The organism is Burkholderia sp. AU28863 (genome assembly GCF_002223195.1).
Classification (GTDB): domain Bacteria; phylum Pseudomonadota; class Gammaproteobacteria; order Burkholderiales; family Burkholderiaceae; genus Burkholderia; species Burkholderia sola.
The window spans coordinates 1,721,989-1,740,666 of the sequence record NZ_NKFE01000005.1 but is presented as its reverse complement, the minus strand read 5'-3'; the positions used below and the strand labels follow the sequence as shown (position 1 = coordinate 1,740,666).

Sequence of the window (18,678 nt, the reverse complement as noted above, 5' to 3'; positions counted from 1 at the left end):
GAAAGCGGCGCGGGCGCGCGCGCCCGGCGCCGCGCGCGATCATGCGATCACTGATCGAGACACCGCACGCACAGCCGCTTCGCCTGGCTCGCCGGCAAGCCGCGGCACATCATCACGACCGGGCGCGCATGGCACGACGGTGCGTCGGCGGAGGCGGCCGGCAACGGCAGCCTGCGCGCGCGATCGGGCGGCGTGGTCGCGGCCGCGTCCATGCGTCGCTGCCGCGCCGGCGGCGGCACGTCGCGCACGACCGGGATCGGCTCGATGCCGCCTTCGTGCGCGTTGCGCTGCGCGCTCGCGACGACGCGGCTCACGTAGCCGCTCGAGAAGCCGGTCGTGAAGTTGCCGCTGTAATAGCACGACAGCGCCGCGCGCAACGCGGCCTGCGTCGCGCGGCCGGTGCCCGACGAGCGCGCGAAGCATTCGGTCAGGATCGCGCCGCCGGCCCGCAGGTTGCGGCACGGCTCGAACATCGTCGCTTCATCGAGCCCGTATTTCGCGAAATTGCGTTCGTTCACCTGCGCGAGACCGACGCTGTAGCTGAAGCCGCGCGACGACAGTTCGCGCGCGGTCGCGCGCGCCTCGTCGAGCGAGGCGGGCTGGCGCGCCAGATGCCCGCCGACCACGCCGATCGCATACGGATTGAAGCCCGACTCGGTGCGCACGAGCGCGGCGAGCGTATCGGGGTCGACGTTCGGCGCGCACGCGCGCGCGAGTTGCGCGAAACCGGCGGCGGCGCCGGCTGCCTGCGCGACGCCGTACGGCCCGCACGCGAGCGCGATCAGCGCGCACACGCACGCGGCGGCGGTTCGCAGGGCGCGTGCGCGCATCATCCGGCTCCGGCGACCCGATACGACAGCACGAGCCCATGCACGAGCAGCGACCAGCCGTCGAGGGCGACGAACAGGAGCAGCTTGAACGGCACGGAGATCGTCGTCGGCGAGATCATCTGCATCCCGAGCGCCAGCAGGATGTTCGCGACCAGCAGATCGACGACGATGAACACGATGTAGATCACGAAGCCGATCTGGAATGCCTTCGTCAGCTCGGCGAGCGTGAAGCTCGGCACCAGCACGAGCAGGTCGTCGTCCTTGATGCCGTCCGCGCGGTTCTTCGGCCAGACCGACGTCGCGGTGCGCACGAAGAATTCGCGATCGCGCTGGCGCGTATGCGAGACGAGGAAATCCTTGATCGGCGGCAGCGCGGCATCGGCGAGCGCGCCGATGTCCGAGGTCGACAACTGTCCCGATGCATCGAAATGGCGCGCCTGCAACGCGTCGCGGATCGACATCCCGACGGGCGCCATGATGAACAGCGACAGGATCAGCGCGATGCCGTTCAGCACCAGGTTCGGCGGTACCTGCTGGATCCCGAGCGCGGAGCGCAGCAGGCCGAGCACGACCACCAGCTTCGTGTAGCTCGTCACCATCAGCGCCGCGAACGGCGCGATGCCGAGCGCGGCGATCACCGCGATCAGCGCGACCGGATTCGGCAGGTTGCCCATCTCAGCGCTCGCGCGGCGCGGGTTGCGTCAGCGTGACGACGCGTACGCCGAGCTTCTGGCCGACCGCGATCAGATGACCGGTGCCGATCAGCATCCCGTTCGCGACGAGATGGATCACGCTCTGGTTGATGCCCTGCTGCAGCTCGATCACGGCGCCCGGCTGCAGCGCGCTCAGTTCGCCGAGCGGCATCGACGTGGGCGGCAGCTCGAAGCGCAGGTCGACCGCGAGGCCGTCGAGCGAGCGCGGGGCGTCGGCGGGCGGCGCGTCGTGCGTCGTCGGCGGCGCGGAGTCTGTGCGGGTCGGTTCCAAAGGCATCTCCCTGATTCGTTCGACGGTCAGCCGGTTGCCCGACGGCCGTCCGGTGATCTCCCACGCCGGCGTGGCGGGCAGCCGCGCGACGCACAGCAGGTTCTGCTCGTGCGCCTGCCAGCGCTCGATCGCGATGATGTCGCCGCCGACGACGTCGGCCAGTTCGGCCGTCGTCAGCTCGGTGCGGCCGATCTCGAACACGAGCGGCACGGGCAGGCTCGCGTAGGCCGCGCGCGCGTCGGCGAGCGCGGCCGGCGCGGCCGCGAAGAATACGGCCAGCGCATCCGGCGCGTCGAACAGCAGCGCGCCGTGGCAGCGCCACGCGGCGTCGGCGCGCCGCAGCTCGAACCGCAGCGCGGCCGGCGAGGCGCGCCAGGCCGGCGCGCCGTCGGGCGGCGGCAGCAATTCCACGCGCTGCCGCGTCGCCGCCTGCAGCACGGCCGCGAGCGGCGCGGCGAGATCGGCGAGCAGCGCCGCGCGGATCACGGCCGGGACCGCCGGATCGGCCGCATCGCCGAGCCATTCGGTTTCCGCGATCGGGTCGATCCACAGCGTGCCGGCGGCCGGGCCGACGACGAAGCGGTACGCGTGCGCGTCGGCGGCCGGCTCGGCGTCGACGCGCCAGCGCACCTCGTACGCGTGCTCGCCGAGCGTGACCGGGACGGCGCCCGTCGCGCAGTACGCATGCGACAGCCCGCGCGCGGCGGCGGCGGACAGGCGCGGCAGGTAGGGCGACGCGTCGAGCGCGACCGCGGCCGGCGCGGCGGCGGGCGGCGGGGAAGCGGCGGGCATGGCCCGGTTCGCGGCGTCGCCGGCGTCGGCATTCGTCAGGAACAGCGCAGGCACGGCGGGATCGGGGCGGATTCGGCGTCGGTTCGACGGGTTGTTCTGGTGCCGGCGGCGCCGAGGGGCGCGCGGCTGCTGCGTCGATTGTAGGGACGGCGATGGCCGCGTGCCGCGCCGGAATCCGTAGTCGCGACCGTCGTGCGCAGACGACGGGAGCGGGGCGCTACGAAGCGCGACGAAGTGCGGCGGCGTGCGATGAAGCGGGCGGCGCGACGGCTGGCGGTCAAAGGCAACCGCCGCCCGGAGGCGGCGGTCGGGGCGCGACTGGCTGACGGGGCCGGACGGCGGACAGGCCGCATCCGGCTGACCGGCCGCGATGGGGCTGCGAATCCGCGCAGCGCGGTGGGGAGGCGTTGCCGGCGCGCCGCGAACGGGCGGCGCGCGGGTGCGGCGTTACGCGTAGTCGGCGGCCATCGCCGGCTGCGGCGCCGCGCGCACGATCGGCGCCGCGTCGTGGCGCTCGACGTGCGTCATCGCCGCACCGAACAGCACGAGGCGATAACCGACCGCGTAGATCGGGATGATGCGCAGGTTCTTGTCGTGTTCGAGCTGCAGCTTCGAACGGATCCGCGAGATATGGGTGTCGAGCGTGCGCGACGACACGCCGAGCTCGCGGCCCCACACGGCTTCTTGGATTGCCTGCCGCGGCACGACCTTGTTCATGTTGTCGAGCAGGAATTCGACGACGTCGAATTCGCGCGGGGTCACGTCAACGACCTTGTTGTCGATTTCGATCGTGCGGCGGACGAAGTTGATTTTTATGTTGTCGATGTACAGGTATTTGCAATCCATGGTGGCCCTCGCATGTCCGTAAAGGAGTGTTTGCGGGGTGCTGTGCTGCAACTTCCGGGCCAGGGGGAGGGCTGTGAGGGGGCGCCGGCTGGCGGCAATGGCGCGGACGGCGGGGAAGCGTTGAATTTAAAAGAATTTTTAACCGGGAACACCGGGCGGCCGATGAAACGGGCACGATAATAGTGAAGGATTGTTACGTAGCATCGGGTGGCGACGTTACGGGCGTTACGTCTGACGTAACGTGGAAGGAGGTCCGGCCTTGGGGGGAGGCCGGATGAGATTAAGGTGGATAACGAACCCTGCATCGGCGGCCGAAAAACACCGGCCACGGCGCATACCTCGCGCCGCAGCCGGCGTCCCGACACATCACGCCTTCGCGCTCTCCGCCGAATCGAACGGCAGCACGTAATGCCGCTTGCCCGTCGCCGCGAAGATCGCGTTCGCCACGGCCGGCCCGATCGGCGCGACGCCCGGCTCGCCGACCCCGGTCGGCGCCTCGGCCGACGGCACGATATGCACCTCGACCTTCGGCATCTCGGCCATCCGCAGCACGTGATAGCCGTCGAAGTTGCGTTGCTCGACCTGGCCGTCCTTCAGCGTGATCGCGCTGTGCATCGCCGCGCCGAGCCCGAAACCGATGCCGCCCTCCATCTGCGCGGCGACGATGTCGGGATTGATCGCGATCCCGCAGTCGACCGCGCACACCACGCGCTCGACCTTCACCTTGCCGTCCGCATCGACCGACACCTCGGCCACCTGCGCGACATAGCTCTTGAACGCCTCGGCCACCGCGATCCCGCGCCCGCGGCCCTTCGGCAGCGGCTTGGCCGGATCCCAGCCGGCCTTTTGCGCGGCCAGCTCCAGCACCGCGCGCATGCGCGGCTCCTTCGCGAGCAGGTCGCGGCGGAACGCGTACGGGTCCTTGCCGGCCGCATGCGCGGCTTCGTCGATGAACGCCTCGACCGCATAGGCCGTGTGCGAGCTGCCGACCACGCGCCACCACAGCACCGGCAGACCGACCTGGGTGGTGGTGAGTTCGACCGACACGTTCGGCACCGCGTACGGCAGGTTCGCCGCGCCCTCGACCGACGTCGCGTCGATTCCGTTCTTGACCATGAATGCCTCGAACGGCGTGCCGGCGAGGATCGACTGGCCGACGATCCGATGACGCCAGCCCACCAGCCGGCCGTCCGCGGTCAGGCCCGCGTCGAGCTTGTGGAAGTACATCGGCCGGTAGAAGCCGCCCTGGATGTCGTCCTCGCGGGTCCACTGCAGCTTGACCGGCTTGCCGTCTGCGCCGAGCGCCTTCGCGATCGACACGGCCTCGACCACGTAATCCGACCATGCGTTCGCGCGCCGGCCGAAGCTGCCGCCCGCATACAGCGTATGGATCCGCACCTGCTCCGGCTTCAGTCCGGCCGTCCTGGCCGCGTTGCCTTGGTCGACGGTCTGGAACTGGTCGCCGGCCCAGATCTCGCAGCTGTTCGGCGTCAGCTTGACGACCGCGTCGAGCGGCTCCATCGGCGCATGCGCGAGATACGGGAACTCGTACGTCGCGCTGATCTTGCGCGCCGCGCCGGCGATCGCCGCATCGGCATCGCCGTCCTTGCGCGCGGACGCGCCCGGCTTCTCGGCGAGTTGCCGGTATTCGCGCATCAGCGCATCCGAGCTGCGCTTCTCCGCCTTCGTTTCGTCCCAGTCGATCTTCAGCGCGTCGCGGCCCTGTTTCGCGGCCCAGAAGCCCGTCGCGACGACCGCGACGCCGCCCGGCACCTGCACGACCGAGACGACGCCCGGCACGGCCTTCGCGGCCGTCGCGTCGAACGATTTCACCGTCGCGCCGAAGCGCGGCGGCCGCTGCAGCAGCGCGACGCGCATGCCGGGGAACGTCGTGTCGAGCGTGAAATGCGCGGTGCCGTTCGATTTCGACGATGCGTCGACGCGCGGAATCCTGTGCCCGATCAGCTTGAAATCGGCCGGCTGCTTCAGCGTGACCTTGTCCGGCACCGGCAGCTTCGACGCATCGGCGACGAGCGTGCCATACGCGGCCGTCTTGCCGCTCTTCGCGTGCGTGACGACGCCGTTGGCGGTGGTCAACTCGGCGGCCGGCACCTTCCAGCGGGCCGCCGCGGCCGACACGAGCATCGCGCGCGCCTTGCCGCCCGCTTCGCGCAGTTGCTGCCACGAGTTCGCCATGGCCGAGCTGCCGCCCGTGCCCTGCATCGTGCCGAACGCGAGGTTCGCGTAGCGCTTCGCATCGGCCGGCGCGCTTTCGACGCGCACGCTCGACCAGTCGGCATCGAGCTCCTCGGCGACGATCGTCGCGATGCCCGTATATGCACCCTGGCCCATTTCGACGTGCTTCGCGATCACCGTGACGGCGCCGTCGGGCGTGATGCGCAGGAATGCGTTCGGCGCGAAATCGCCGGCCGGTGCGGTCGCGGCGAGCGCGCGGCGGCCGAGGCCGGCCCAGTCGAAGCCGATGGTCAGGCTGACGGCGGCAGCGGCGCCCGCGGCTTTCAGGAACGTGCGGCGCGACGGGCGCACCGCATCGGTGTGGTCGAGTTCGATCGTCATGGTCAGGCTCCCAGCGTCGCGGCCGCATCGTGGATCGCGGCCCGGATGCGGGCGTAGGTCGCACAGCGGCAGAGGTTGCCGTTCATCGCGGCGTCGATGTCCGCGTCGGTCGGCTTCGGGTTCTGTTCGAGCAACGCGGTGGCTGACATGATCTGGCCGGACTGGCAGTAGCCGCATTGCGGCACCTGCAGCTTGACCCATGCGGCCTGCACGGCCTTCGCGGGCTTGCTTTGCACGCCTTCGATCGTCGTGACGTGCTTGCCCGCGATGGCGGCGAGCGGCAGCACGCACGAGCGCACGGCCTGGCCTTCGAGATGGATCGTGCACGCGCCGCACTGCGCCATGCCGCAGCCGAACTTCGTGCCGGTCAGTCCCGCGTGTTCGCGAATCGCCCAGAGGACGGGCATCGACGGATCGGCGTCGAGCGTGACGTTCTTGCCGTTCAGGACAAACGAGGTAGGCATGTTGTGTGTCTCCGTGGGGAAAACCCGCCTTACGGACAGGTTAGCCGGGAGTGTGCGCGAGCAGCCGGTTTTTGCGTCTACCCAATCCTGCAAATTTATTGAACAATCCTGCAAATCCCCGGCACGCCGCAGGCCGTTTCGCTATGCTCGCGCGACACGGGAAATTATTCGAGGATGCGTCATGGACATGACCGATATCGTGGCGTCGCGCGAATCCGGGCGACGCGAACTGGCGTCGCTGATCGGCCGTTTCGCGCCGGCGGACGGCTCGCATTCGACGGCCGTGCCGGGCCTGATGCTGCATCGGCACACGCGGCCGGTCGATCTCGGCTGCGGCGTATCGCGCGCCGCGCTGGTCATCGCCGCGCAGGGCGCGAAGCGCGTGATCGTGGCCGGCCAGGCTTACGAATACGACACCCACAATTGCCTGATTACGTCGATCGACTTGCCGATCCTCTCGCGCGTGACGCGTGCGTCGGCGGACGAGCCGTACCTGTGCCTGTCGCTGACGCTCGATCCGCAGCGCATCGTCGAGCTGGCGGCCGAGATGCGGCTGCCCGAGCCCGACGCGGGCCCGGAAGGCGAGGGGATCGCGCTCGCGGAACTGACGCCGCCGCTGCTCGACGCGGCGCTGCGGCTGCTGCGGCTGCTCGATACGCCGGCCGACATCGCGGTCGTCGCGCCGCTGATCGAAAAGGAGGTGCTGTATCGGCTGATGACGAGCGGGCAGGGCACGCGGCTGCGGCACATGGCGATCGCGGGCAGCCAGACGCACCGGATCGCGCGCGCGATCGAATGGATCCGCGATCATTTCGCGGAGCCGATGCGCGTCGAATCGCTCGCGCAGGCGGTCAACATGAGCGTGTCGTCGCTGCACCATCATTTCAAGCACGTGACGACGCTGAGCCCGCTGCAGTACCAGAAGCAACTGCGGCTGCACGAGGCGCGGCGGCTGTTGCTGCGACAGGGCGGCGACGTCGGGTCGGTGGCGGCCGTCGTCGGCTACGAAAGCGCGTCGCAGTTCAGCCGCGAATACAGCCGGCTGTTCGGCGCGCCGCCGATGCGCGACGTCGTGCATCTGCGGAAGAAGGAGCTGCTCGGCTGACGGGCGGCCATCGATCGTCATTTCGCGACGGCGGCGCGTTGCGCTCGAGGATGTCGGCCGCGACGCGTGGCGGGCTCCGGTCTTGCGCAGTGCCGGGTCGCGCCACGGTTCGCGACTGAAATCGCCGCTCATCCGACGCAGGCCTTCATCGATATCGAACGTTTGTGTCTCACGCGTGAGTCTCGGGGGGCAGGGAAGTACCCACGGAGATGGCTGGATCGATACGGTTCGATGCGACGAAACGCGCGATGAGTCAAGCTTTCACGAGATTGAAGACGTGAAAGCTGTTTTGAATCGAAATGTTTCAGTGATGAGAATCAAGCGGGTAACTGACTGAGGGTGTCTATTCGATGAATCGACCGCCGTCGCTTCGTGCGCGAAAGGTGAATCGAATGGGAATGAAAAAAATGAAGGTGCCCGTCTGTGTCGGAATCGGACGTTTTCATTTGTTCGGTTATTGCGCCCGAAACATACCGGATGGCACGATTTTTCGCCGCGTGATCGTGCGGGTATTTTCACGGATGAATCAAATTCCTTTTGCATTTCAGGGTGAACCCGTGTTTCGGCCGTATCGGCGGCCGTTCGGTGGGGCGCATCGAGCGACCGGCCCTCGTTCGTCGGGGTAATGGACGGCTGCTGGCATGCCGCGACACGCGGTTTGTCAGCGGAAACGCGCGAACCCCGAGCGGGGAGTCGAGATTCGCCTCTCAAGATTGAAACACCCGTTCGCACGGGTGTCCGTCAACGCCCGGCAAGCCGGATTCTTCCATCAAATCGCGGTATTGCGTCACGATCTTCAATGATCGCTTTAGGGCGCGCCCCGTTATCGCGATACATTCATGAAACAAAAAAACGCCGTTTCCGGAGAAATGATCAGGCCTGACGGCCGCACGCCGGATGCAATGCTCGGTGGAATATCGCATGGCATGGGGTTTGCGATATGGGACGTACCGGCGAGCGGTCGACACGATGCAACAACGATGTGGGGGCGACCCGTTCGTCACGAGCCTGTCGGGGAAATGGCGATGAACACTATAAGCAGTGGCATGACCTGCGCGTGGGTTGCGCACCAAAGGGGTAGTCGGAACGATCGGGGTAGCGCTTGCGACGCAGTGCCAGCGTCGTCGGTAGCGCCTTGCCGATTTCCCGTCCTCCGCGCGCGCCGCATGCGGGCGCGGTCGTCGCTTCGCGCGGCAACCGGCCGACAGCGGTGCTCCACTTCATTCGGCATTCCCGGATGGGGCCTGCTGTTCGTGCCGGACAGCGTGGCGCCGATTCCTCTTCAACCGTGCAGCGCCGTTTCGATCGCGCCGGGCCAGTCCCTGCGCCGGCCGGACTAGATCGAACGCGCGTCGCCCGGGTTATCCGGAAGGCCTTGCTTCGTCAGCTCAGGGAGCAGACATGTCGTCTGGCTGCAATGCCGGCCCGTTATCGCCCGAATGAAGGGCACGTGTCGAGCGGGCGCTGCATTTTGCGGTAGTCAATACATTCGCCAATTTTCAATTCCGGAAACGGGTGCCAGTGCCGGCATTCGTTTTCGACGTGGTATTGAAAATCGCGAGCCGGAAAGATGTGTGCGTCATTTCGGTTAATTGAATCTAGGGTGTTTTTTAGACCGTCAGCAATGGTCGTAAAAATAATAGAAAACACCTACGCTTGAATTTTGGACAATTTAAAAACATAAAACTAGACTTCGTCTGGCAAAAAATAAAAAGCCGATTCGCGATAGAACAATGATTTGTGAATTTTATAGTAATCCTTATTTTTGAGGATTGCTCGCGGCTGGAAGGTCGATGGCGTGCGATCTTCCGTGCTCATTCTCTCCACGCCGTTAGGAGTCCACCATGAAGAAGCTTCTGATTGCAGCAGCAGTTCTGGCGGTTTCGGGTGCAGCGTTTGCCGGCAGCGGCACGGTGTCGAGCAGCAACTCGTCGAGCGGCGGCCAGACGATGGCCGGGGTCACCGGGTTCGGTCACTTCTCCGCGACCGATTCCGGCTCGGCGCTCGGCGCAGCCGGCGCATTGGCCGGCGGCCCCGGCAGCGGCTCGATCTCGTATACGAGCCACACGCAAACGTCGACGGTCGGCGGCTTCGGCTTCGGCGGCTCACAAGCGGGCGGCAGCAGCGGCGCGAACGCGGGATCGACCGGCTGGACGTATCACCACTAAGCCGCGACGCGTAGCGTTCGTCATTGGCTGGCGGGTCGGATGCCGGGCCTTGCCCCGTGCGGGCAGGCCCGGCTCCGCCACCGTTCGAACTTCCTCACGGCAAGGAATTGCTATGAAAGCCAAAGTCATTTTAGCGACAGCGCTCGCCGTCATTTCGTCCGCTGCGTTGGCGGCCGGATCGTCCACGACCAACCAGACGCAATCCGTTGCGGCGGGTGTTTCCGGTTCGGTGCTGGTCGGCTCCGGCAGCTATACCAGCAATTCGACTTCGACGGCCGGCGCGAATGCAGGCAGTACCGTGACACCCGCCGGCTCTGCCGGCACGGCGTCCGCGTATCACAACTCGACTTCGACGGCCAGCGGTTCGGGCACGAACGGGGGCGCGTTCGCGGCAGGCGGCGGGATCGGCGCCGCGGGTTCGTTCGCCGGAAACGGCAGCACGAACGAGAACGCGAATGCGCTTTCGGGAGGGGTGACCGCCACGATCGTACTTGGCGCGAACCACTACACGGCCACGGGCGCGAACGACCACGGGATGGCCAACGCGGGGGCCGTGGGGTGGACGGGCGGCGGCGGGTCGGGCGCGATCGCGGGCTCGAATCACTACAACACATCGACCGTGTGGAGTACCGGTCCGGCCGGTTCGCCGTCCGCATCGGGCGGAAGCCAGGGCGACTCGAGCGCGACCGGGAGCAGTCGTTAGTCAGGGGTGGGGGGACCAGTTTCGCAGCGACGCTGGTCTCTTTTCCGCATTGTTGTCACGTAAGGAGTTGGCATGAAGCAGAACCTGATTGCCGCCGCTCTGATGCTCGCGTCTCTGACGGCGTATGGCGCCGACCGTGCTCCCGATGGTGTGCAATCGACTATGCAGACGTCAAACAACCCCGACCAGACAACCAAACCGTCAGAGCAACACACGCTTTCGTCGGGCAGTGCCATCGGCGGACCGGACACCCAGCAATGGCAGGGCATGTCGGCCGGCTCGTGGTCCCAGCTGGGCAGCGGCTGGAAGCAGTTCGGGGAAGCAGCGAAAACTGAAGGCATTCAGGGGAATTAGTACGGTTGCCTGGGTGGGAGGTCAAACCTCGTCCGGAGAGTGAAATGAACAGCAACAGGATCAAGGTGGCATGTGCGGCGATGTTCGCGATGACCACGATCGGTGCCCATGCGCAAACCGCCGATTCGACGTCGAGCGCGCAATCGTCGACGTCGTCGACCGCGATCAGCCAGGGCGGTGGGTCGAGCATGAATACGAACACCACGAGTTCGCGCGGCGGCAATGCCACCAGTTCCAGCGGCGTGCGCGGCAGCGGCAATTCGAGCGTGAACGTCAACGTGACGATGCCGTCCGGCACGGCCGGCGGCAACGTGACGCCGCAGAGCGTGAACTCGCTCCAGTCGTCCGGGGCGCCCGGCACCAACCCTTACAACACCCAGATCTCGGAAAACGTCAATTACTCGGGCACGCAGACGATCAAGACGAACCCGTCGATCCAGGCGCCCGGCCTCACGACCACGTTGTCCGATACCTGCATGGGCTCGGTGAGCGTCGGCGTGTCGTTCCCGGGGTTCGGCGCGACGGGCGGTACGACGCTGGTCGACCAGGCCTGCGTGCGGCGTCTCGATGCGCGTGAATTCCGTGCGATGGGCCTGACCGACGTGGCGCTCGCGCTGCTGTGCCAGAGCGACGCGAACCGGCGCGCGGTGGAAGCGACCGGACACCTGTGCCCGGGCACGAGCGCGCCGCTCGCGCGTTCGAACGTGGCGCCCAGCGTCGAAGCGACCGTCGCGGACGACATCAAGTATCGCGATCCGATCGTGCGCAACCGGATGGGCCTGCCGCCGCTTGGCTCGGCCGCGCCGGCGCCCGCACCGACGCGTCCGATCGAGACGGCTTCGATGCGCGCTGCGCCGGTTTCCGTGCCCGTGCCGGTTCCGGCGATGGCGCCTGTCGCCGCCGCTCCGGGCGTCGCGGCGCCGGCCGTGGCTGCAGTCGCGCCGGCTGTCGCAGCGCCGACGGCTGCCGCTGCGGTCCCTGCGGCAGCCGCACCCGTCGCGCCTGTTGCGGCCGCCGCCGCGCCCGCGGCGTCGGTCGTTCCGGCGGCCGCGATGGCAGCCGTGCCGGCTGTGGCCGTCATCGCCGCGCCGGCTGTGGCCGACAACGCATCGCCAGCACCTGCCGCGCCGGTGGCCGATACGAAGGCGCCGGAGCCCGCGCAGCCGATCGCCGACAAGGTGCCCGAGCCTGTGCCTGCCGCTGCCGACAGGGCCCCGGAGCCTGCGCCGATCGTTGCTGACCAGGCCGCCGAACCTGCGCCGGCCGTTGCCGACAAAGCGCCCGAGCCTGCCCCGACCGTCGCCGGCAACGCATCGAAGCCGATGCCGGCCGCGACCGACGCTGCGCAGGCCGCAGGCGAGCCGGTGGCCGAACCGATGCCGGCGGCAGCCGTCGCCGCGGCGCCGGCAGCCGACACGAAGGCTGCAGCGCCCGCGCCGCAGGCAATCACCGAAGCGCGTGCACCGGAGGCCGCGCGGCCTGCGATCGCCGCGGCGTCCGCCGACATGCAGGCAGCCGACGCGACCGTGCCGGACGCGGTCGAAGCGGCTGGCACAGCGGCTGCACATGCGGCCGGCATGCGTGCATTGACCGATCCGCTGCAAGCATTGCCGCCGGCCACGGTCGACCGGCAGGCCGCACCGGCTGCACCGGTCGCGCCGGCGCCGACCGTCATCTCGACGAGTACCTCGTCGTGAGCGTGCGGGCCGGTCTGCCGTACGACCGGCGCGCCGGTCGCGCGGCAGGCGTTCGGCCCGATGCCCGACCGTCTTTCCGGTTTGACGGGTGTTGTTCCGATCCCCGAGGTCAACACCTCTTTTTGCGTGACGAGGATGCAGGGAGGGCCTCAATCATGAGGATCTTTTGGGTCGCTTTGCTGCTGGCCAGCGTGCAAGCCGCTGCGCAGTCGGTTTTCCAGAATCCCGCGGTCTTCGTCATCCTGAACGAGCAGACCCTCGCGAACGCCGCGAGCGTGCAGCAGGCGCTATCGACGCTCGGCCGTCCCGACAACACGGCATGCGCGCCGATGATGATGATCGGCGACCCGCAGATGGTCTACATGATGCCGGAGGCGGGCCACGCGCCGTCGTGGCAATCGCCGGTGTACGGCCGCGGTGCGCCGTTCGACGCGCAGAGCGGGCCGAAGCCGATCGGCAGGACGGTCGGCGCGATGCAGCACACTGGGGACATGCAGACGCAACCGTGGAGCGACGGCAGCGCGATCACGCAGAAGATCGCGGGCGAGTCGAGCGTCACGGCGGCGGACCGGGTGAACGAATGGCGGCACACCGGGCTCGACAGGATCGAGACGGCCCGCGCGTCGGACGTGACGGTGAACGGCAAGACCTACCGCGCCTACCGCGACGATCTCAACGGCCAGGCGCAACCCGTCGTCGAGCCGCAGATCTACACGCAGCGCGTCGTGTTCTGCCGATGACGCATCGATTCGAGGACGGAGCGGCGTCGCGCCGCGGGACTGCGAGCCCGCGACGCGCGATCGGGAAACGGCTGCTCCGATACACAACCTTATGCGGCGAGGCGATCGTGAACCAGTGCTGTCAGTTCGGCATGTCAGGCCCGCAGGATGTCGAACGGCGGGTGAGCGCGCTGCCGTTCGTCGCGGTCCGTCACCCCCCCGTCGGGCCGTCGCGGCCGCTCGTCTACCTGTCGCGGCAACACGATGCCGCGCTCGTCGATGTGCTCGCGTCGCGCGGCTGGGACGTGAGGCGCGCCAGAACCGTGGCGGACGCGCTGAATCTCGTCAAGGCGAACCGTCCGCACGCGGGCATCGTCGATTTCGCCGGTTTCGCGGCGCCGGACGTCGCGTCGTTCGAGGCGCTGCTGCGCGACCCGCGCGTCGGCTGGGTCGCGCTCGCCGACGGCGAGCGGCTGCGCGACATCACGATCGCGCGCCTGATCCGCCGCTGCTGCTTCGACTATGTGCGCAATGCGGCGGCCTATACGACGATCGGTTATCTCGTCGGCCATGCATACGGGATGCTGACGCTCGCGGACGGCGATCCGGCCGCGGAAGCACCGCCGCCGGGCGGCGCGATGATCGGCGCGTGCGACGCGATGCGCCGGCTGTTCGCGACGATCCGCAAGGTCGCGAACACCGAGGCGAGCGTGTTCATCGCCGGCGAATCCGGCACCGGCAAGGAGCTGACGGCGGCGGCGATCCACCGGCAGTCGCAGCGTGCCGACGCTCCGTTCGTCGCCGTGAACTGCGCGGCCATCCCGACGACGCTGCTGCAATCCGAATTGTTCGGGCACGAGCGCGGCGCGTTTACCGGCGCGCACCAGCGCACGATCGGCCGCATCGAGGCCGCGCACGGCGGCACGCTGTTTCTCGACGAAATCGGCGACATGCCGTTCGAGAGCCAGGCGAGCCTGCTGCGGTTCCTGCAGGAGGGCAAGATCGAGCGGCTCGGCGGGTACGCGTCGATTCCGGTGGACGTGCGGATCGTGTCGGCGACCCACGTCGATCTCGAGGCCGCGATGCAGGCCGGGCGATTCCGCGCCGACCTGTACTACCGCCTGTGCGTGCTGCGTATCGACGAGCCGCCGCTGCGCATGCGCGGCCGCGACATCATGCTGCTCGCCGATGACGTGCTGCGGCGCTATCGCGGCGACGGCTCGTACCGGATTCGCGGCTTCACGCCGTGCGCGATCGCGGCGATCCACAACTATCCGTGGCCCGGCAACGTGCGCGAGCTGATCAACCGGATCCGCTTCGCGGTCGTGATGACGAACGGCCCGCTGATCTCGGCCGCCGATCTCGAGCTGCGCCCGTACACGTCGTTGCAGCCGCCGTCGCTCGCGCAGGCGCGCCGGCAGGCCGAGCGGAACGCGATCGAGGAAACGCTGCTGCGTCACCGCCACCAGCATGCGGACGCCGCGGCGGAGCTCGGCGTCTCGCGCGCGACGCTGTACCGTCTGATGAACACGCACGGGCTGCATGGCTGACGCGCCGCGGCGCGCGAGCGCTCAAGACCTCGCGGCGGCAGCCGTTAAAACATCAAATGGCCCCGGCCGGCGCGCGCATCGATGGGCGCGCAACCGGCACGCGGCGCATCACGTTCATCCGAGGTCATCGTGGCAGAGTGCAGTCAGTGCGGCAGGACGTTCCTGGTCGGCGGGCAGTCGATCGACGGCCGCCGCTATTGCAGCCCGGCATGCGCACGGGCGCATCCGGTCGTCGTCGAGGCCGAACGGGTGCCCGACGCGAAGGTGCGGCAGTACGTCGACGACTGGCGCTACGGGCCCTGTCCGATCTGCCTGCGCGAAGGGCAGCCGGTCGACGTCCACGCGTCGCATCGCGTCGTGTCGCTCGTGTTCGTCACGCGCTGGGCGACGCGGCGCCACGTGTGCTGCCGCCGTTGCGGCCGCAGAAAGCAGGCGGTCGCGCTGCTCGCGTCGGCCACGCTCGGCTGGTGGGGGCTGCCGTGGGGCATCGTGCTGACGCCGATTCAGCTCGCGCGCAACCTGCTGGGCCTGGCCGCACGCGATCCCGAGGCCGCGACGCCGCAGTTCGAGGCGCTCGTGCGGCGCAAGCTGGCCGCCCGCCGGCTCGCCCGCGCGGAGCGGGGCGCCAGCGCCTGATCGCGCGCTTCGGCGCGCCGTGCGTGCTTGCCTGGGGCCCGTTCGCTGAGGGCCCCGTTACTAGCGTGAACAGGCCCTATGCCGGCCGGTCGAAGCTCGATGCGACCCAGCGTTCGGCACTGGCCTTGTTGAGCTTGAACCCGGCCGACACCTTCGCTTCGGCCAGCAGCTCGCCATACGGATCGAACGCCTTGAGCTGCGCATACGGCTCGAACTCGTCCGGCACGATGTCGAGCGTCACCGACACATCCTGCCCGGCTTCGTCCTGCACCGTCACTTCCTTGTGCAGCAGCGCGCGCCGCTGCTGCTCGTGCCGCATCAGCACCTCGGTCGCGGTTTTCACGAGCGTGCGGAACGCGTTCGCGTCCATCGGCTTCGGGTTCTTCTTGTCGCGACCCATGGTCCACGGCCCGACGAGCGCGGGCTCGGACTCGCCGTCCTTGACCATCTCGACGGCCCAGCCGTCGTCGTCTTCGTTCTTGATGATGCGGGCGGTCCAGCCGTTGTCGCGCCAGAGGCCGTCTTCGTGGATGGAGGTGTCGTCGGATTGCAGGTCGGAATCGGTCATGAGGAAAGCGGGAGTACGGGCAAGCCGGCGAAAGGGCGATGGCGCGCGGCCGGCATCGGCGCGTCGCTCGCCGCCGGCGGCCCGGGGGTGGCATGCAAACGCCCGATTTTACCTGCTGGCCGGCCGTGCGGCGCGCAATACCGGCCATTGGGCCAATGCCGCGACGGTCGATCGGCGGCCGCCGGGGCGTCGAGCCGGTGCAAATATCAAACGCGTATTACGTCTTCGGCGGCCAATTCGTACGCCGTCCGATATCGCGCGCGGGCAGACATTCATAGAATCGACATTCAGGCTAAAAATAGCCTGAATGTCCTTTCAACGCCCAACCGGTCGTGTGCGTTTCGCGTGGCGCGGCCGGTGAACCACCAGGAATTGCGCATGAGGAAATTCAATGTTCGTATCGTCGTCGCGTACGACTGGCCGTTGACGCTGGCCGGTATCGAACAGATCGCAGGCGGCGCCTGCGCGATCGAGCTCGCGGCGGTCTACCGGAGCGCGGCCGAACTGGTCGCGTCGCTCGGCGGCGTCGATTGTGACGTCGTGCTGGTCGACTATACGATTCGCGGCGACGAACAGATGGACGGCCTCGCGCTGTTCGACTGGCTGCGCCGCACGCGGCCGAACGTCGGGATCGTCGCGCTGGTCGCGAACGAGAATCCGCTGATCTTCCGGTCGATCCTCGCGGTCGGCGGCGTGAGCGTCGTCAGCAAGCTCGACGAGGTCGGCCATATCGTCACGGCGATCCATTCGAGCTACAGCGGCGCGACCTACCTGTCGCCGTCCGTGCGCCGCGCGGTCGATGCGCTCGGCACGCGCGGCGATGCGCCCGTGAAGCTGTCGGCGCGCGAGATCGAGGTGATTCGCCTGTATCTGTCGGGCGTGCCGATCAAGACGATCGCGCAGCGCCTGAGCAAGGGCAAGCAGACGGTCAGCGCGCAGAAGATCAGCGCGATGAAGAAGCTCGGCGCGAGCAACGACGTCGAGCTGATCCAGCGCGCGGCGGGGCTGGGGCTCGGGAGCGGCGAGGCCGCGCTGCGGGCGGGCAGCGCGGCGTGAGTGCGGGGCGTGAGTGCGGGGCGGGCCTGCCGTCAGGCCGGCAGCGCGAACCGCGTCACCGCGTCGCGCAGCGCCTCGGCCTGATCGCGCAGCGAATGCGCGGCGGCCGCGGCCTGTTCGACGAGGGCCGCGTTCTGCTGCGTGACCTGATCCATCTCGCCGACCGCGCGGTTGACCTGCTCGATCCCGGCGCTCTGCTCGCGCGAGGCGTGGCTGATTTCGTCGAGGATCTCGTTCACGCGCCGCACCGACTGCACGATCTCGGCCATCGTCTCGCCCGCGTGCGTGACGAGCGTCGCGCCGTGCTGGACCGTCTCGTTCGACGACACGATCAGCGACTTGATCTCCTTGGCCGCCGTCGCCGAGCGTTGCGCGAGCGAGCGCACTTCGGCCGCGACGACCGCGAAGCCGCGGCCCTGTTCGCCTGCCCGCGCCGCTTCGACGGCCGCGTTCAGCGCGAGGATGTTGGTCTGGAACGCGATCCCGTCGATCACGCCGATGATGTCGCCGATCTTGTGCGAGCGGTCGGTGATCTCGTTCATCGTGCGCACGACGTCGTCGACCACTGCGCTGCCGCGCGTCGCGACCTGCGCGGCCTGGCCGGCGAGCGACGCGGCTTGCGCGGCGCTGTCCGCGTTCTGTTTCACGTTCGCGGTCATCTCGTCCATGCTCGACGCGGTCTGCACGAGCGCGGCCGCCTGTTCCTCGGTGCGCTGCGACAGGTCGGTGTTGCCGGACGCGATCTCGCTCGCGCCGACGTTGATGTTCTCGGTGCCCATCCGGACGCGCGACACCATGTCGATCAGCCCGCCCTGCATCGTGTGCAGCGCATGCAGCAGGCTGCCGCGATCGTCGTGCTTCACGGTCACGCGCGCGGTCAGGTCGCCCTGCGCGATGCGCTGCGCGGCGTCGAGCGCCGCTTCGAGCTCGCCGCCGAGGCTTGCGCGCACGCTTTTCAGCACCAGCACCATCACGGCTGTCGCGATCGCGCCGAGCACGGCCGTCATCGCGAGCCAGCGGCCGACGCTCGCGAGCACCGCCGAGCGCACGTCGTCCATGTACATGCCGGTCACCAGATACCAGTCCCACGGCGCGAAACGCTGCACGGCGCTGGTCTTGTCCTGCGGCTTGTCCGCGCCCGGCTTGGGCCACAGATATTCGACGAAGCCCTTGCCGCCTGCCGCGTTGCCGGCCTTCACGATCTCGACGAACAGGTGCTGGCCGTTCGGATCGGTGAAATTCGACACGTCCTTGCCGTTGAGTTCGGCCTTGATCGGATGCATCACGATCACCGGCTTCGAATCGTTGACCGACACGTAGCCGTCGGCGCCATGGCGCATTGCGGCGATCGCCTCGAGCGCCTTCTGCTTCGCATCGGCTTCCGGCAGCGCGTTCTGCTGCGACAGCTTGTAGTAGTGGTCGGTCACGCTCGCGGCCTGCGCAACCAGCGACGCAAGCTGGTCGCGGCGGTCCGCGATCATCGACGCGCGGGTCTGCCATGCGCCGAGCCCGGCGATCACGAGCAGGCCGAGCCATAGGATGACGATCATCGAGGCGAGTTTCTGATTCAGGGAGAGATTGCGCATGGTATGAGGTCGGTCAGTCGTGGAAGCTCGCCGGGGCGGCGTG

17 protein-coding genes are annotated in these 18,678 nt (G+C 68.3%); 9 read left to right on the top strand and 8 right to left on the bottom strand.

The window, feature by feature from the left end:
- Positions 1 to 47: 47 nt before the first annotated feature.
- The 6 genes from CFB81_RS24480 to CFB81_RS24455 all read right to left on the bottom strand — a co-directional run bounded on the left by CFB81_RS24480 (position 48) and on the right by CFB81_RS24455 (position 6,493).
- On the bottom strand, positions 48 to 830 hold the full coding sequence (locus tag CFB81_RS24480; RefSeq protein WP_089437126.1) for a lytic transglycosylase domain-containing protein: 783 nt from the start codon (positions 828 to 830) through the stop codon (positions 48 to 50).
- The gene (gene sctR, locus CFB81_RS24475) at positions 830 to 1,504 is read right to left on the bottom strand and encodes a type III secretion system export apparatus subunit SctR (protein WP_006480865.1); all 675 of its coding nucleotides are present in this window, start codon (positions 1,502 to 1,504) and stop codon (positions 830 to 832) included. The genes CFB81_RS24480 and sctR overlap by 1 nt, the downstream gene beginning before the upstream one ends.
- A gap of 1 nt (position 1,505) precedes the next feature.
- Positions 1,506 to 2,660 (bottom strand): type III secretion system cytoplasmic ring protein SctQ, encoded by a 1,155-nt coding sequence (sctQ, locus tag CFB81_RS24470; protein WP_089436813.1) that lies wholly within the window; start codon positions 2,658 to 2,660, stop codon positions 1,506 to 1,508.
- 393 nt (positions 2,661 to 3,053) lie between these two features.
- Positions 3,054 to 3,452, bottom strand: a complete 399-nt coding sequence (locus CFB81_RS24465) for a winged helix-turn-helix domain-containing protein (protein ID WP_069619381.1) — start codon at positions 3,450 to 3,452, stop codon at positions 3,054 to 3,056.
- A gap of 366 nt (positions 3,453 to 3,818) precedes the next feature.
- Positions 3,819 to 6,029: a xanthine dehydrogenase family protein molybdopterin-binding subunit gene (locus CFB81_RS24460; protein WP_069619380.1), complete on the bottom strand. Its 2,211-nt coding sequence runs from the start codon at positions 6,027 to 6,029 to the stop codon at positions 3,819 to 3,821.
- A 2-nt stretch (positions 6,030 to 6,031) separates the two neighbouring features.
- Positions 6,032 to 6,493 carry a (2Fe-2S)-binding protein gene (locus tag CFB81_RS24455; protein WP_069619379.1) on the bottom strand — a complete coding sequence of 154 codons (462 nt, stop codon included), beginning with the start codon at positions 6,491 to 6,493 and terminating at the stop codon, positions 6,032 to 6,034.
- A 181-nt stretch (positions 6,494 to 6,674) separates the two neighbouring features.
- On the opposite strand from CFB81_RS24455, the gene CFB81_RS24450 reads away from it, so the two are divergent.
- The 8 genes from CFB81_RS24450 (at position 6,675) to CFB81_RS24410 (ending at position 15,425) form a co-directional block, all read left to right on the top strand.
- On the top strand, positions 6,675 to 7,598 hold the full coding sequence (locus CFB81_RS24450) for an AraC family transcriptional regulator (protein WP_069619378.1): 924 nt from the start codon (positions 6,675 to 6,677) through the stop codon (positions 7,596 to 7,598).
- Between the two features lie 1,844 nt (positions 7,599 to 9,442).
- Entirely contained in the window at positions 9,443 to 9,766 is a 324-nt protein-coding gene (locus CFB81_RS24440; RefSeq protein WP_069619377.1) for a hypothetical protein, read from the top strand.
- 112 nt (positions 9,767 to 9,878) lie between these two features.
- The gene (locus tag CFB81_RS24435) at positions 9,879 to 10,469 is read left to right on the top strand and encodes a hypothetical protein (protein ID WP_069619376.1); all 591 of its coding nucleotides are present in this window, start codon (positions 9,879 to 9,881) and stop codon (positions 10,467 to 10,469) included.
- 72 nt (positions 10,470 to 10,541) lie between these two features.
- The gene (locus tag CFB81_RS24430) at positions 10,542 to 10,823 is read left to right on the top strand and encodes a hypothetical protein (RefSeq protein WP_069619375.1); all 282 of its coding nucleotides are present in this window, start codon (positions 10,542 to 10,544) and stop codon (positions 10,821 to 10,823) included.
- 44 nt (positions 10,824 to 10,867) lie between these two features.
- A complete protein-coding gene (locus CFB81_RS24425) occupies positions 10,868 to 12,520 on the top strand; it encodes a chemotaxis protein CheA (RefSeq protein WP_089436812.1) in 1,653 nt (550 codons plus the stop codon).
- A 155-nt stretch (positions 12,521 to 12,675) separates the two neighbouring features.
- Positions 12,676 to 13,260, top strand: coding sequence for a hypothetical protein (locus tag CFB81_RS24420; RefSeq protein WP_069619373.1), 585 nt, complete (start codon positions 12,676 to 12,678; stop codon positions 13,258 to 13,260).
- 131 nt (positions 13,261 to 13,391) lie between these two features.
- Complete coding sequence (locus CFB81_RS24415) at positions 13,392 to 14,789, top strand: sigma-54 dependent transcriptional regulator (RefSeq protein ID WP_089436811.1); 1,398 nt, start codon at positions 13,392 to 13,394, stop codon at positions 14,787 to 14,789.
- 129 nt (positions 14,790 to 14,918) lie between these two features.
- Entirely contained in the window at positions 14,919 to 15,425 is a 507-nt protein-coding gene (locus CFB81_RS24410) for a hypothetical protein (protein ID WP_089437125.1), read from the top strand.
- 76 nt (positions 15,426 to 15,501) lie between these two features.
- Here the strand turns inward: CFB81_RS24410 and CFB81_RS24405 are convergent, their stop codons facing one another.
- Positions 15,502 to 15,993, bottom strand: a complete 492-nt coding sequence (locus CFB81_RS24405) for a hypothetical protein (RefSeq protein WP_089436810.1) — start codon at positions 15,991 to 15,993, stop codon at positions 15,502 to 15,504.
- Positions 15,994 to 16,371: 378 nt separating this feature from the next.
- On the opposite strand from CFB81_RS24405, the gene CFB81_RS24395 reads away from it, so the two are divergent.
- Positions 16,372 to 17,049, top strand: a complete 678-nt coding sequence (locus CFB81_RS24395) for a response regulator transcription factor (protein ID WP_069619371.1) — start codon at positions 16,372 to 16,374, stop codon at positions 17,047 to 17,049.
- A gap of 32 nt (positions 17,050 to 17,081) precedes the next feature.
- Here CFB81_RS24395 and CFB81_RS24390 read toward each other — a convergent pair whose 3' ends face one another.
- A complete protein-coding gene (locus CFB81_RS24390; RefSeq protein ID WP_069619370.1) occupies positions 17,082 to 18,635 on the bottom strand; it encodes a methyl-accepting chemotaxis protein in 1,554 nt (517 codons plus the stop codon).
- Between the last annotated feature and the right edge of the window lie 43 nt (positions 18,636 to 18,678).